Genomic DNA, 15,158 nt, shown 5'->3' on the forward strand with positions numbered 1-15,158 from the left:
ATTTTAACACAAGATTTCATTTACAAGACTTAAAATTTAGTTTATTTAAAAACAAAAATGTTAAAATCACAAAAATATCAAAAATAGGTAAAACAATGAAAATTCAAGAATTTATTTTAAAATTTATTTTTAAAGTTTCAAACCAACCAGTCAATCTAAAAGACCTGCTTGAAGCTAATGCTTTATTAAATGAAGGTATGATGGTCGATCCAGCAAAGTTAAATTTTAAATTTAGGGTTTTTAATTCTTACCTTATTTATACTCTTTTTTGTATTGCGATTTTAGTACCTATGTTGATCATTACACATTATTTTTTAACTATTATTGATTTTCATATTAGTATTTTAAGTGCTGTTTTAGTGACTGCATGTATTTTTATAGGTTATGATATTTTTAAAATTTATACAAGAAAAATCATCAGCAAAAGATTATTAAAAAAAGCATGGGCTTTGCATTTTCCGTATTTTGCATATGAAAAATACTCCAAAATAGCGGAAAATATTTACAATCAAGCCATCAAGGAAGAAATTCCAAAAAATCAACTCGAACAATACGTTTTAGAAAAAATCATTCAAACGCAAAACTAATCAAGAAAATCCAAAACCTGATTTTGGAAATAAAGCGCTTCAAGCTGTCTTTGGAGTTCTTTATTTTCCTCATCTAAAACAAGCTCTTGTGATCTTAAGTCAGCGATATCTCTACTAATATAATAAATTTGATTTCTAATATAAATTTGCGGAAAAAACACAAGCAAGGCAAAAGCTATCATTAATCCAACATAGAGTAAATTTTTAGGGGTTAAATTTTTGTTTTCTTCGCTAACTATACTATCTAAAAGCTCGTATTTGTCTTCTTGGTTGTATTCTTGATTTTCCTCAAGTCTTACTTTTTCCTCTAAAATTCTTTGCTCTTCTTTGGCAAGTCTTTCTTTTTCTCTTAATTCTTCTTGTGCTTTTTTGATTCTTTCATATTCTATTTTTTTTTGCTCTTTTGCTTCTTGTTTGAGTTTATTTTTTTCTTTTCTTTTTTCTTTTAAATCTTGAAATTTTAAACTAACATAAGTGTTGCCTTTGGCAATAATTTGAGATATTTGTATGGATTCTTTTTTTTTCGTTTGTTCTTTTTGGCTTTTTTCTACCTTCTTGGTCTCTTGAGTGGTTTTAGGATTTTTTACTGTTTTGGGAGTTTTTTCATTTTTTTTATCAAATTTTTCTTTTTGTTTTTTAAAAAAATTAAGTTGTATTTTAAAAGGTTTTCTTTCTTCTAATTTTACATTGATCAAATCTTCTTTCAAATAAATACTAGATTGTTTTTTAGGTTTTTCTATATATTCCTCATCAAAATCCGTAAATTTAGGGCGTTTTTTACGATGAATTCGGTTTTTAAGTATACGATCGCTTTCATTAAAATTTTGCTCGTATTCTTCATAAGGTCTACCTTCTTTAATAGCCCTTGAATACTTTAGCATTTTTTCACGTATGTTTTGTTTTTCTTTTAAAAAATCCTCATCAATCATTGTCTACCTAAAATAAAAAATTCTCATTTTTGCACAACTTGACCTACTATTATAGCTTATTTCTTCTTTAGACGCACTTATGGCTTTTTTGCTTAAAATTTTCCCAAGACTATGCCCTTTACCACATTCACATCTTATGGCTTTTTCATCACAAATACAGTCTTTCTCCCATCTTTTGAATGTATTTTTTACCAATCTATCTTCTAGAGAGTGAAAACTTATAATGGCAAGCTTACAATTTTTCAATTTTGCCTTTTCAATGTTTTCAAGTAAAGTTCTTAGCTCTCCTAGCTCATCATTTACCTCTATACGTAAAGCTTGAAAAACAAGTAAAGCTAAAGTAACATTACGCCCTTTTAGCTTAGCTTTTCCTATGATCTGGCTCAGCTCTTTTGCACTTGCAATTTCTTTTTGACTTCTTGCTTGAATGATTTTTTGAGCAAGCATTGATGCAACGGGTGCCAAATCACCATAATCTTTAAAAATACGCTCTAACTCTTCCTTACTATAAGAATTTACCACTTCCTTGGCACTTAAAGCTCTATTTTGATCCATTCGCATATCTAAAAAATCAGATTGAAGAGAAAAGCCACGGTCGTTTTTATCAAGCTGCAAAGAAGAAACGCCAATATCTGCTAAAATTCCTCTTAGATTATGTGTAGGTATTGAATTTAAAACTTCTCTAAAACCCATATGTTTAAAACAAACCCTATCTTGAAAATCTTTTAAAAACTCTTGAGAAAAACTTAAAGCCTCCATATCTTTGTCGCAAGCATAAAGCTTTAAATTCTTATGTGCTTGCAATAACGCTCTAGAATGCCCTGCATAACCTAAAGTGCAGTCTAGAAAATCTCCACTTTCAAAATCACTAAAAATATCTAAAACTTCTTGTAATAAAACGGGAATATGTGGACTTTGCAAAATAAACCTTTTAAAATTTTTTAGTATAATACCTTAGCTAAGTTTAAAACAAGGTTTTTAATGAATAAAGAAAATATCATTACACAAATTCAAGCACTTTCCTCATCAATGTTTAAGAAAAATTTTTTTGGGATTTGCCATGGCTCTGTTTCTGCAAAACTCTCACAAAGCTCTTTCATCATCAATAAAAACGATGCTTTTTTAAACCAACTTAGCGATAAAAATTTAAGTGTTTTAAAATTTGCAAAAGATTATAGTTGGAGTGAAGCAAGTAGTGACTGCGAAATACATAAAAGCATTTATGAAAACATACCTGAGGCTAAATTTGTTTGCTTTGCTTGTCCTGCTTATACTTTATCAATGAGTTTAAATCACGATTTTATATCACCGCAAGATTATTTTGGTGAAATCTTTTTAGAAGAAATTCGAGTTTACAACCCTAAAAATTATGAAGACTGGGAAGATAGATCTCAAACTGAAATTTATCGATATATGCTTGAACAAAAACAAAATTTTGTTGTGATAAAGGGTTATGGGATATTTGCCTATGGAAGAACGAGCTATGAACTTGGTAAAATTGTAGATGTGATAGAAAATTCTTGCAAAATTATCCACCTTGCTGAAACAAATTTATCATAAAAATTTATAAAATTAATTTTTTATTAATCACAAATTTTCTATAATTTGTGATTTAATTTATTAAATGGATTGGGGTAAAAATGCTCACTTGGATGCAGCATCATAAAAAATATTTAGTTGTTACAATTTGGATTAGTGTTATTGCTTTTGTTGGAGCAGGCTTTGTTGGTTGGGGAAGTTATGATTTTAACACCGATAGATCAAACTCTGTGGCAAAAGTAGGCGATGAAAAGATAAGCTATGATGAGTTTAATCTTAAATATTCTCAATTGTTTAATTATTATTCTCAACTAAATAATGGAAACTATACACAAGAACAAGCAAAAAAAGATGGTTTAGACACTCAAGCTATCAACGAGCTAATACAAGAAAAACTCTTGCTTTCTTATGCAAAAACTCTAGGTTTAAGCGTAAGTGATGAAGAAATTGCTTATGATCTAGCACATCAAAAAATCTTTCACAATGCCTCAGGTGCTTTTGACAAAAATCTTTATTATAGTCTATTATCAAGTAATAACTACACGCCAAAGGCTTATGAGAAAATTATCCACGATGAGTTACTACTTAAAAAAATCAATGCGATTTTAAATTTACAGATCAAAAACAATGAACTTGAAATGTTTGCCGCAAGCTTTTTAATGCAAGATAGCTTAAAAATTCAAGCTATAACACTTGATCAAAAAAATATCGCTATAGATGAAAAAGAATTAAAGCAAACATGGGAGAAAAATAAAGAACTTTACAAAACACAAAAAAGTTATGAACTTGCAACTTATTTTTTAAAACCTGACTTAATAACAGTAGATGATAAAGAAATTCAAGCATATTACGAAGAAAACAAAAACAATTACAAAGACTTTGCGGGAAAAATCTTAAGCTATGATCAAAGTAAAGCACAGGTGATTAAAGATCTAAAGCTTTCTAAGCTAAAATTAAAAGCCAATGAAAGCTATGTAGCTTTGAGAAAAAATGAACTCAGTTTTGATAAAAATATTACCATTAGTGATGTAGATGTTTACTATCCTTTAGAAAATATAGAAAAAAGTAAAGAGAATGATTTTATCAAACCATTTCAATTTGAAAATGGCTATATGATTGCAAAACTTATCAAAATCAATCCTATTCAAACTATGACCTTTGAGCAGGCAAAAGATGAAGTAACTAAACTTTACATCAAAGAAAAAACCAAAGCTTTACTAGAAGAAAAAGCTAAATTAGCCTTAGAAAATTTCAAAGGCATAGACATAGGCACTTATAGTCGCGATTCAAGCAAGGGTGCTAAAGTTGGCAATATGATGAATGATACAGAATTTAGCGAATTTTTAATGCATGTGTTTGATTCAAATAAAGCAAAATCCTATGTTTTATTTGACAATAAAGCAATAGTTTATGAGATAACCAAACAAAGCTTAGAAAACAAAAACAAAGAGGAAATCTATCGCTTTATCATAGAGCAAAGTGCAAGACAAACAAAACAAGCCTTGCTTAAGGAAGAATTATTAAAAAAACTTATAGAATTATATCCAATTCAACGCTATTATAAAGGAAATATAAATTGAATATTTTAGGAATTGACTTAGGATCGATACAAACTTGTGCAATACTAGCACAAAAAAGCGAAGAAGGCCTTAAGATTATTGGTTTTGGAAAATCAAAATCTAACGGTATAAAAAAAGGTGCTATTACCAATATAGAACTTGCTTCAAAATCCATAGAAGAAGCTGTGGCTGATGCACAAATGATGTCAGGTGTGCATTATGATAAAGTAATCGTATCTATTTCAGGAGCATATGCTAAGAGTGTTGACAGCATCGGTGTAGTTAATATACCCAATCATGAAATAGGGATCAAAGAAATTCACAGAGCTGTAAGCACAGCAAAACACACGGCAAATATACCTAGTGGGTATGAGATCATTCATGTATTGCCTTATAATTTCAAAGTAAATGATCTTGAACATGTTGAAGATCCTTTAGGTATGAGCGGAAATCGCCTTGAAGTTTCTACCCATATTGTAATCTCTCAGGAAGTACATATAAAAAACCTAAAAAAAGCTGTTGAGCTTGCAGATCTTAGAGTTGACAATATCGTCCTTTCAGGTTATGCATCATCGATTGCGTGTTTTGATGATAGTGAAAAAGAATTAGGTGCTATTTTAATTGACATGGGTGGAGCAGTTTGCGATATGGTAATTCACGCAGGCAATTCAATACGCTACAATGAATGCTTACAGATTGGATCAGTAAATATCACCAACGACTTATCAATCGCCTTGCATACCCCACCAAAAGAAGCAGAAAAATTAAAACTAGATTATGCTTCATTAGCACAAAATGAAAATTCCATCATACAAATTCCGTACATGGGCGATGAAAAAAGAAAAAATGAAGTTTCTGTTGAAGTTATATCTAATGTTATTTACGCAAGAATTGAAGAAACTATCATTATTTTAGCAAAAATGCTAAGCGATAATGCATGTGCCAATTTAGCTGGTGCTGGCATAGTATTAACAGGTGGTATGACAAAATTTGCAGGACTTGACAAGCTTGCTTCAGCTTATTTTGATAATAAAGCTGTTAGAATAGCGACCGCAAAAAAAGATACTATGGATGGCTTCAAAGAAATTTTTGAAGATGCTGAAAACAGTTGTGCTATAGGTCTTTGTTTGTATGGTGGTGGACATTTTACTCCTTATGAGTTAGATTCTAATGAAAAACTAAGATATAAAGGAGAACCTGAATTTATCAACAAGCAGATTAAACAAAATCTCACCATAGATGATCATGAAGAAGAAAGAGACTTTGAAGAAATTTTTCAAGATCAAAAAGAATTTGAAGATGAAAAAACAGAATTAGTCAAAGTTGAAACCAAAAAAGATAAAAAATCAGGTTTCATGCATAAATTTTGGAATAAATTAATAAACCAGTTCTAATAGGAGATACAATGAGCGAATATCTAGTAGAAGAAATGCAACACGCAAAAGGCGCAAAGATAAAAGTAATCGGCTGCGGTGGCGGTGGCGGCAACATGATAGACCATATGGTAAATATGGGTCTACATGATCTTGATCTTATCTCAGCAAACACCGATGCACAAGCTATAGCAAAATCTTTAGCAAAAACTAGAATTCAACTAGGCGAAAAGAAAACAAAAGGTCTAGGTGCAGGAATGCAACCAGAAATTGGAGCAGAAAGCGCTAGAGAAAGTTTTGAAGAAGTAAAAGCGGCTTTAAGTCAAAGCGATATTGTTTTTATTTCAGCAGGACTTGGTGGTGGAACTGGTACAGGTGCTGCACCTGTTGTAGCACAAGCTGCAAAAGAAGTAGGTGCATTAACCGTTTCAGTTGTAACTATGCCTTTTGCTTTTGAAGGAAAACAAAGAAAAAAATTAGCTGAAGCTGGCTTGGCTGAATTAAAAAAAGAAAGTGATTCTATCATTGTAATCCAAAATGAAAAACTTCTTAGCATACTTCCAAAAAAAGCAGGTATAAAAGAAGCTTTCAAACTAGTTGATGATATTTTAGCTAGAGCTGTTAGAGGTATGGTATCTATCCTTTTAGAAGATGGCGATATTAACGTTGACTTTGCCGATGTTAGAACAGTTATGAGCCACAGAGGTTTAGCTTTAATGGGTGTAGGCCATGGTGAAGGTGAAAATGCTATCATGGATGCTTTATCAAGCGCTATAGAATCTCCTTTACTAGATGGTATGACTATGAAAGGTGTTAAAGGCGTCATTATCCACTATAAAATTGGCCCTGAATGCTCATTGATTGAAATTTCACAAGCTACCCAAAGCATTAGTGATATAGCAGATGAAAACGCAAAAGTAATCTTTGGCGCAACCACCGATGAAACCATGGGTGATCGTGTTGAAGTAACTATCATTGCAACCGGTTTTGAAGACAAGGCAGAATTAGAAAGTGCTAAAGAACAAGAAGAAAGTAAAAAAAATAGTTATATGAACTTACGTAAAGCTAGCGGTGGTTTTGATGAGGAAGTTATTTCACAACTAGATGTACCTGCTTTCTTACGTCGCCAAATGGATTAATTTTTAGTAAAAATCCTTTTATGAATTCTTCATTATTATGTGATTTTTACGAATTAAGTATGGCTTATGCTTATTTTAAACAAAATAAGCATAAGCAAATTGTATATTTTGAAGTTTTCTTTCGAAAAGCTCCCGATAATGCCTCTTATGCTGTATTTTGTGGACTAGAACAAATCATAAAACACATCAAACATTTTTCCTTCTCCAAAGACGACTTAGCTTTTTTAAAAAATACTCAAAAATTTGATGATGAATTTTTAAATTATCTTTCTACATTATGCTTTAGTGGAGATATATTAAGCGTAAAAGAAGGTGAATGCGTATTTGCCAATACACCTTTAATGATCATTAAAGCACCTATAATAGAAGCTTTATTATTAGAAACATATATACTTTTAACATTAAACCACCAGTGTCTTATTGCAACAAAAGCAAGTAGAATCTCTCAAGTGGCAAATAACAAACTACTTTTAGAATTTGGATCTCGCAGGGCTCATGGAGAAAGCGCAGCTTTAAATGGTGCTAGAGCTGCTTTTATAGGTGGTTTTCATGCAAGTGCTTGTACTTTAGCTGGAAAAAAATTCAACATTCCTATCAGTGGGACCATGTCTCATGCATGGGTGCAGATGTTTGATGATGAGCTGAGTGCTTTTAGGGCATATTGCCAAACCTATAAAGACAATATTAGTCTTTTGATTGATACTTATGACTATCAAAAAGGTATTGAAAATGCCATTTTAATTTTTAGTGAATTAAATGCTGAAAATACCATGCAAAATTATTCCATACGCATTGATTCAGGAGATGTGCTTAAAATCTCTCAATACCTTAGAAAAAAACTAGATCATGCAGGTTTAAAAAAATGCAAAATCATAGCGAGTAGTGCTTTAGATGAATTCATTATTGAAAAATTGCTAAAAAATAAAGCTCCAATTGATGCATTTGGTATAGGAGAAAAACTGATCACTTCGGCAAGTTCGCCTATTTTTGGTGCAGTTTATAAACTCGTTGCAATTGAAAAAGATGGTCAAATCATCCCTAAAATTAAAATTAGCGCTAGCTCAAGCAAAACAACCTTGCCTCATTTTAAAAAACTTATAAGATACTATAAAAATAACAAAGCCTCTTTTGATGTTTTGTATGCACACGATGAAAACATTAAACATTACCAGGGCCTTACTTATGTAAGTTTGCATGAAATAATTTTCAAAAACGGAAAGTTAGTTTATGAAAGTCCTAATTTAAAATCTATACAAGAAGCACATCAAATAAGCATTCAAAACTTGGATCTTAAATTTAAAAAACTTCAAAATCCAAGCGTATATAAAGTAAAAATCTCTAAAACTTTACAAAATTTACAAAAAAATTATCTAAAGAAAAATTAATTTTTCTCTCTTAATTTTACTTCATCTTCCACTTCGAGTAAAAACCTTTCCACAAGCTCATCTTCTTTAAGCTTGGCAACAACTTCACCATGTCTTATAACTAAGCCTTGATTTTTACCAAAAGCGATTGCCACATCAGCACCCTTAGCCTCGCCTAAAGCATTTACCACACAACCCATAACACTTATATTCAGTGGTTCTTTAATGTGCTTAGTTTTCTCTTCTACAATCTTGATTGCCTTAATCAAATCACTTTGAATTCTCCCGCAAGTTGGACATGAGATGATATTTACCCCACTCTTTTGCACTCCACTATCTTGCAAGATCGCTCGTGCGACTTTAATTTCTTCTTCAAGCTCTCCAGTCATAGAAACTCTCATTGTGTCGCCTATGCCTTTTAAAAGTAAATTTCCCAAAGCGATCGAACTTTTTACTGTACTATGGAATTTAGTTCCCGCCTCAGTAACACCCAAATGAAACGGATAATCACAAAGCGGTCTTAAGGCTTCATATGCTTTTATGGTATTTTGCACATCTGAAGTTTTCATAGAAATTTTAATATCAAAAAAATCCAAATCTTCTAGCAATTTTATATTATACAAAGCACTTTCTATCATTGCTTGTACATTATAGCCATATTTATCACTAAATTGCTTTTCTATTGAACCGTGGTTTACCCCTATTCTAATAGGAATTTGTCTTTGTTTGCAAGCCTGTACTACTTCTTTGATATTTTCTTTTGAACCAATATTTCCCGGGTTAATTCTAACTCCATCGATAAATTCAGCACAAAAAACCGCTAGTTTATGATTAAAATGTATATCTACGATTAAAGGCAATGGGCTTTTTGCTTTGATTTCTTTTAAAGCTCTTGCATCTGCCATATCCAAGCATGCCAAACGCACGATATTTGCACCCGCAAAATAAAGCCTATTAAGCTGTTTTAAACAACCTTCAATATCTCTTGTTTTAGTAAAAAGCATAGATTGCACCGAAATAGGTGCATCTCCACCTATTAAAACATCTCCTACTTTAATTTGTCTTGTTTTGTATCTTTGATATTCCATTTTTTCTCACTTTTTTACACATATTGTATACTTTTTTGTCTTTGTAGAAATTAAAATCAACTAAAATCTACTGGATCAATATCACAAGTGATATTTTTAAAATTTAAAGCAAAATGCTCAAATTTCACAAGTTCTTGATGAGTATCAGCACGCAATAAAACATAAAAACGCCACTTTTTATGAAGCATTTCAATTGCACAAGATCCATACCCTACCAACTGAACAAATTCTAACTCTTGAGCTTTTTTAGCCATAAACTCACATAAACTTAATGCTTTATTTTTATCCTCATCTTCAATGATTAATCTCAAAAGCCTTTTAAATGGAGGATAAAGTCCGTTTCTAGCACTTAATTCATCACTTAAAAAACAATCATAATCTTGTATATATTTTTCAAAAAAAGCTTTGTTTTTAGTTTGCAACAAAACTCTTCCTTTACCTTTTCTACCTGCCCTACCTGCAACCTGCATTGCAAGTGCTAAAGTTTCTTCTAAAGCTTTAAAATTAGGTCTAAATAAATACTCATCTAACCCCAAAATTACACTTAAATCTACATTATGATAATCATGTCCTTTAGCAAGCATAGAAGTACCCACTAAGATATCAATTTTGCCTTGATTAAAATCCTTTAAAATCATATCAAGCTTTTTAACGCTACTGATCTCATCACTATCAAATCTTTTAATACTAGGATTTAATTCAGCCAACTCTTTTTCCAGAAGTTCACAAAGCTCTGCTGTGCCCATTTTTTTAGCTTCAAGCATAGCTCCATTGCACGTTGGGCAAGTTTGATCAATTTCTTTGGTAAAATTACAGTAGTGGCACTTTAATGCATTTTTACTTTTATGCAAACTCAAAGCAATAGAACAAAAAGGACATTGAATTGTATTAGCACATTCTTTGCATAAAATTTGTCTAAAGTTAGCCCTTGTGGGCAAAAACACCACAGCTTGTTTTTTCCCTCTTAAGCTCACTTTTAATTCTAAAAGAAGTTTAGAAGAAACACTTAATTCACTCTCATCATATAAGAACTCTTTCTTACTTTCAAAAAAAGTTCCCTTAAGTCGAAAACAATCATGCTTGTAAAAACTTACAACACTTGGAGTAGCTGAACCCAAAAGTATTTTTATATCCATTTTTTTCGCTATAAACAAGGCTAAATCCCTTGCATTAATTCTTGGATTATTAGAAGCTTTATAGGAATTATCATGTTCTTCATCTATAATCACTAAGCCTAAATTTTTAAAAGGCAAAAACAGAGCCGATCTTGCTCCTGCCACCAACAAAGCCTTAGAAGAAGCTAAATCTTGCAAATATGTTTGTTTTTTTTTCTTAGTGACTTTTGAATGCCATAAGAAAAAATGCTCTTTAAAGTACACTTTAAGTCTTTTTTGCATTTGCGGAGTTAGGGCGATTTCTGGCATTAAAAGCAAAACTTGCTTTCCTTGCTCTAAGCATTCTTTTATCAAACTTATATAAATTTCTGTTTTACCCGAGCCTGTATCTCCAAACAACAAACTTGTTTGTCTTGCTTTAATAAATTCCAAAGCTTCTTGTTGATTTTGACTTAAAATCGGTATTTTTTCTATTTGAATTTTATCATGTTTGTAAACGTTAATTCCTTCAAACATTCCCAAAACAAAGGCAATTTTACTAGCATAATAATACGCAATAAATTGAGCAAGTTCATACTGATATGGCGTAAGCTTATAGCCTGTTTTTTCCTTTATGGACTGGGTTTTAAAATCAGGTTTTGGACATTTTTGCAAAACAATCGCTTTAAGATTTTTCTTTTTAGCAAGATCTACCACCACCTCATCTAAAATTTCAAATTCTTCTTCGCTTTCATAGGTTAAAGCATCTAAATAATACCCTTTAATAGCAAGTTGATAAAAATTCAAAACCCATAATCCTTACAATTTGAACTCACACACTCTAAAAAAATTTTATCACTATTATAAGCAAAATCTATATAAATTTGACTATTTATAAAAAATCGATATCGAATGTTTGCTGTTTTCATCCATGATTTTTTACTTGAAACAATAGGCCTTTCTAAAACATTATAAGTGCATTGTTTTGTGTTTTTATAATTTTGAGCATTAGAACAAACAAATAATTTTTGATTTTCACTATTAATTAAAGCATCATCTAAAACCACTGGGAAATCTTTACTTTCTTTAAACAAAAACTGATGTCTAAGTAAAGACAAAGAAGCATTTATAAGCTCTACTTCACTTTTTACTTGAATAACTTTAGCATCATTTTTACCAAAAGAAAAATACGGATAAGCAACCATACTAAGAATGGCGATAATCATAATGCAAAAAACAAGCTCTATAAGAGTAAAAGCTTTTTGCAAGCGCATTTATTTTATTTCTTCATCGATAGTGTTTATAAGTTTATTGAGTTCTTTTTTTAGAATATAGTTTTCATAACTAAGTTTTACAAAAGCATTAATGAAATTTGCAAGTTCTATCTTGCCCGTGCCTCCTGAAATCAAAGCGATCTCATCTTCAAGATGATTTGCAAATTCATTACTACAAGTTACAACAAAGTCTTTTGCATAGACATTGATTGTAACTTTTCTTTGATTATTGTTTGCCAAGAACAGCCTCTATTTTCTTGATCACATCTTCACTTTCAATATTTTTATTTTTAAGTTCTTCCTCTAAACGTGCAATTTGGTTGTTTTTGGCTTCATTTTGTGCTTTTACACTTACCAATTCATTTCTTAAATTTTCATTGATTTCGCATACTTCATTGTATTTTGCCAAAAGCTCGTTTACTTTATCTGTCATTGTGTTAATTATTCTTTCATCGTACATATTTTTTTGCCTTTTTTGATTTATATTTTTAGAGTATTTTAAATATATAATTGTAACAAAAAAAAATTTAATTTTGCATAGCTTTTTATTTGAAAATTTAAATTTTTACAAAAAATTTTGTGTAAAATTCACAAAAATACAAGTTAGGAAAATTTATGTTTGAACTTACTAGCGACTTTAGTCCAAGTCCTGATCAAAAACAAGCCATTGACGGTTTGGTAAAAAGTATAAAAGCAGGTAATAAATACCAAACCTTACTAGGCGTTACAGGTAGTGGAAAAACCTTCACCATGGCAAACATCATCAAAAATTTAAATATGCCCACACTCATCATGTCGCACAATAAAAGCTTGTGTGCGCAACTTTATAGCGAATTTAAAGGTTTTTTTGCAAACAATCATGTAGAGTATTTTATAAGTTATTATGATTATTATCAGCCTGAAGCTTATATACCAAGAACTGATGTTTTTATAGAAAAAGATAGCTCCACTAATGAAGACTTAGAAAGATTAAGGTTAAGCGCAAGTGCTTCACTTTTGAGTTATGATGATGTTATTTGCATAGCTAGTGTTTCAGCAAACTATGGTTTAGGAAATCCAAGCGAATATGTAGGTATGGTTTTAATTTTAGAATTAAATATGCAAATAAACCAAAAAGAACTTTTAAAAAAACTTGTAGACATGGGATATAAACGCAATGATAATTTCTTTGACAGAGCTGATTTTAGGGTTAATGGTGACATTGTAGATATATATCCAGCTTATTATGAAGATGAAGCCGTTAGACTTGAATTTTTTGGCGATGAGCTTGAGGCAATGTATCATTATAATGTTTTAGAAAACAAAAAAGGTAAAGATTTAAAAAAATTCATACTCTACCCTACTAGCCAATTTAGCGTAGGTGAAACAAGACTTAAAGAAGCTATCGAGGGGATCAAAACTGAACTTAACAAACGGCTTGCTTATTTTGAAAATGAAAACAAACTTGTAGAAGCACAAAGACTAAAGCAAAGAGTAGAATTTGATCTTGAAATGCTTCAAAGTACAGGAATGTGCAAAGGAGTAGAAAACTACGCACTACATTTAACAGGTTTAAAAAGTGGCGATACTCCTTATACCTTATTTGACTATTTTGCAATCAAAAATCAAGACTTCTTAGTTATCATTGATGAATCTCACGTATCCTTGCCACAATTTCGTGGAATGTTTGCTGGAGATAGAAGCAGGAAGCAAACCCTAGTTGATTATGGTTTTCGTCTGCCAAGTGCTTTAGACAATAGACCTTTGATGTTTGATGAATTTATCAATAAAAACTGTAAATTTTTATTTGTTTCAGCTACACCTGCACCTTTAGAACTTGAATTAAGCAAAGAAAATATTTTTTACCAAATCATGCGTCCAACAGGACTTTTAGATCCTAAAATAGAAATCAAAGATAGTGAAAATCAAGTAGAAATTTTATATGATGAGGCTAAAAAAGTTATAGAACGCGGAGAAAGAGTTTTAATCACTGTTTTAACTAAAAAAATGGCTGAAGAACTTAGCAAATACTACCTAGAACTTGGCTTAAAAGTAAAATACATGCATTCAGAAATAGATGCGATTGAACGTAATGAAATCATTCGCGGCTTAAGAAGTGGTGCTTTTGATATTTTAATCGGAATCAATCTTTTAAGAGAAGGACTTGACTTACCTGAAGTGTCTCTTATTGCAATTATGGATGCGGACAAGGAAGGTTTTTTAAGAAGCACAACTGCACTCATTCAAACAATGGGGCGTGCAGCTAGAAATGTCAATGGAAAAGTGTTACTTTTTGCCAAAAAAATCACAAAATCCATGCAAGAAGCTATCGATACTACTAACGAAAGAAGAGCTTTACAAGAAGCTTATAATCAAAAACACAATATCACCCCTACTTCGGTCAAAAGAAACATAGAAGAAAGTTTAAAACAAGAGCTTGAACAAGGAGAAATTTATCGTAAAGGCAAAGAACTTGAAAAAATGCCAGCTAAAGAACGCGCAAAAATAGTAAAAGAATTAAGAAAACAAATGCTTGAAGCAGCAAAAAATCTTAAATTTGAAAAAGCTGCAATGTTTAGAGATGAGATTAATAAACTAAGAACTTTATAATCCCTTGCATTCAAGGGATTATTATTTATTTGCTCTTTCTATATACTCTCCGCGCACAGTGTCAACACGAATCACTTCACCTTCTAATACGTGGAAAGGAATTTGAACTACTGCACCTGTTTCTAAAGTAGCTGGTTTTTTATTTGAACCTTGGGTATCGCCTTTAAAATTTGGTGCTGTCTCAACGATTTTAAGTTCCATTACTTGAGGTACTTCAACACCAATTGCTTTTCCATTGTGAAATAAAACATCGACCATGGTTCCATCGAGCATCCATTTTTTAGCTTCACCCACATCCTCATCGCTAATTGCTACTTGCTCATAAGTTTGTGTATCCATGAATTGACAATTTTCACCATCATCGTAAAGATATTGCATTTGCTTTTCTTCTAAATTTGGAGATTCACATTTATCCCCTGCATGAAAAGTTTTTTCTAAAACTTTACCATCAATAAAAGATTTAATTTTAATACGAACAAAAGCAGGACCTTTTCCTGGTTTTACATGTTGATATTCAACGATTTTAAAAGGAATACCGTCAATTTCTATTTTTAAACCTTTTTTTAAATCTCCCATTCCATAAGAAGCCATGTATTTTCCTTAATTTTAAAATTAAAAACAAA

15 protein-coding genes are annotated in these 15,158 nt (G+C 31.2%); 7 read left to right on the forward strand and 8 right to left on the reverse strand.

Annotated features, from left to right (window positions below):
- The first annotated feature begins 95 nt into the window (after positions 1–95).
- Positions 96–587 carry a hypothetical protein gene (locus CKA54_RS02785; RefSeq protein ID WP_120759808.1) on the forward strand — a complete coding sequence of 164 codons (492 nt, stop codon included), beginning with the start codon at positions 96–98 and terminating at the stop codon, positions 585–587.
- Here the strand turns inward: CKA54_RS02785 and CKA54_RS07740 are convergent.
- On the reverse strand, positions 584–1,516 hold the full coding sequence (locus CKA54_RS07740) for a hypothetical protein (protein ID WP_253254848.1): 933 nt from the start codon (positions 1,514–1,516) through the stop codon (positions 584–586). The genes CKA54_RS02785 and CKA54_RS07740 overlap by 4 nt on opposite strands.
- 3 nt (positions 1,517–1,519) lie before the next feature.
- On the reverse strand, positions 1,520–2,437 hold the full coding sequence (gene rsmH, locus CKA54_RS02800) for a 16S rRNA (cytosine(1402)-N(4))-methyltransferase RsmH (RefSeq protein WP_120759810.1): 918 nt from the start codon (positions 2,435–2,437) through the stop codon (positions 1,520–1,522).
- Between the two features lie 60 nt (positions 2,438–2,497).
- Between rsmH and CKA54_RS02805 the strand changes: the two genes are divergently transcribed.
- The 5 genes from CKA54_RS02805 to CKA54_RS02825 all read left to right on the forward strand — a co-directional run bounded on the left by CKA54_RS02805 (position 2,498) and on the right by CKA54_RS02825 (position 8,511).
- Positions 2,498–3,076 (forward strand): class II aldolase and adducin N-terminal domain-containing protein, encoded by a 579-nt coding sequence (locus CKA54_RS02805; RefSeq protein WP_120759812.1) that lies wholly within the window; start codon positions 2,498–2,500, stop codon positions 3,074–3,076.
- 80 nt (positions 3,077–3,156) lie between these two features.
- Positions 3,157–4,635, forward strand: coding sequence for a peptidylprolyl isomerase (locus tag CKA54_RS02810; RefSeq protein ID WP_120759814.1), 1,479 nt, complete (start codon positions 3,157–3,159; stop codon positions 4,633–4,635).
- Positions 4,632–6,008, forward strand: a complete 1,377-nt coding sequence (gene ftsA, locus CKA54_RS02815) for a cell division protein FtsA (protein ID WP_120759816.1) — start codon at positions 4,632–4,634, stop codon at positions 6,006–6,008. The genes CKA54_RS02810 and ftsA overlap by 4 nt, the downstream gene beginning before the upstream one ends.
- Positions 6,009–6,019: 11 nt before the next feature.
- Complete coding sequence (gene ftsZ, locus CKA54_RS02820; RefSeq protein ID WP_120759818.1) at positions 6,020–7,126, forward strand: cell division protein FtsZ; 1,107 nt, start codon at positions 6,020–6,022, stop codon at positions 7,124–7,126.
- Between the two features lie 20 nt (positions 7,127–7,146).
- Complete coding sequence (locus tag CKA54_RS02825; protein WP_120759819.1) at positions 7,147–8,511, forward strand: nicotinate phosphoribosyltransferase; 1,365 nt, start codon at positions 7,147–7,149, stop codon at positions 8,509–8,511.
- On the opposite strand, the gene ispG is transcribed toward CKA54_RS02825, so the two are convergent.
- Genes ispG through CKA54_RS02850 form a run of 5 tightly spaced genes read right to left on the reverse strand, consistent with a single transcriptional unit; the run spans position 8,508 to position 12,406 of the window.
- Positions 8,508–9,578: a flavodoxin-dependent (E)-4-hydroxy-3-methylbut-2-enyl-diphosphate synthase gene (ispG, locus tag CKA54_RS02830; RefSeq protein WP_120759821.1), complete on the reverse strand. Its 1,071-nt coding sequence runs from the start codon at positions 9,576–9,578 to the stop codon at positions 8,508–8,510. The genes CKA54_RS02825 and ispG overlap by 4 nt on opposite strands.
- Positions 9,579–9,634: 56 nt before the next feature.
- Positions 9,635–11,479 (reverse strand): primosomal protein N', encoded by a 1,845-nt coding sequence (locus CKA54_RS02835; RefSeq protein ID WP_120759823.1) that lies wholly within the window; start codon positions 11,477–11,479, stop codon positions 9,635–9,637.
- The gene (locus CKA54_RS02840) at positions 11,476–11,946 is read right to left on the reverse strand and encodes a type II secretion system protein (RefSeq protein ID WP_120759825.1); all 471 of its coding nucleotides are present in this window, start codon (positions 11,944–11,946) and stop codon (positions 11,476–11,478) included. The genes CKA54_RS02835 and CKA54_RS02840 overlap by 4 nt, the downstream gene beginning before the upstream one ends.
- Positions 11,947–12,186 carry a hypothetical protein gene (locus tag CKA54_RS02845; RefSeq protein WP_012661889.1) on the reverse strand — a complete coding sequence of 80 codons (240 nt, stop codon included), beginning with the start codon at positions 12,184–12,186 and terminating at the stop codon, positions 11,947–11,949.
- Positions 12,173–12,406 carry a hypothetical protein gene (locus CKA54_RS02850; RefSeq protein ID WP_012661890.1) on the reverse strand — a complete coding sequence of 78 codons (234 nt, stop codon included), beginning with the start codon at positions 12,404–12,406 and terminating at the stop codon, positions 12,173–12,175. Before CKA54_RS02850 ends, CKA54_RS02845 begins: the two co-directional genes overlap by 14 nt.
- 155 nt (positions 12,407–12,561) lie before the next feature.
- Here CKA54_RS02850 and uvrB point away from each other — a divergent pair, with 155 nt between their 5' ends.
- Positions 12,562–14,535 carry an excinuclease ABC subunit UvrB gene (gene uvrB / locus CKA54_RS02855; RefSeq protein ID WP_120759827.1) on the forward strand — a complete coding sequence of 658 codons (1,974 nt, stop codon included), beginning with the start codon at positions 12,562–12,564 and terminating at the stop codon, positions 14,533–14,535.
- A gap of 21 nt (positions 14,536–14,556) precedes the next feature.
- Here the strand turns inward: uvrB and efp are convergent, their stop codons facing one another.
- Positions 14,557–15,126 carry an elongation factor P gene (gene efp / locus CKA54_RS02860; protein ID WP_120759829.1) on the reverse strand — a complete coding sequence of 190 codons (570 nt, stop codon included), beginning with the start codon at positions 15,124–15,126 and terminating at the stop codon, positions 14,557–14,559.
- Positions 15,127–15,158 lie beyond the last annotated feature (32 nt).

It is taken from the genome of Campylobacter sp. P255, from assembly GCF_003627915.1.
GTDB lineage: Bacteria > Campylobacterota > Campylobacteria > Campylobacterales > Campylobacteraceae > Campylobacter_D.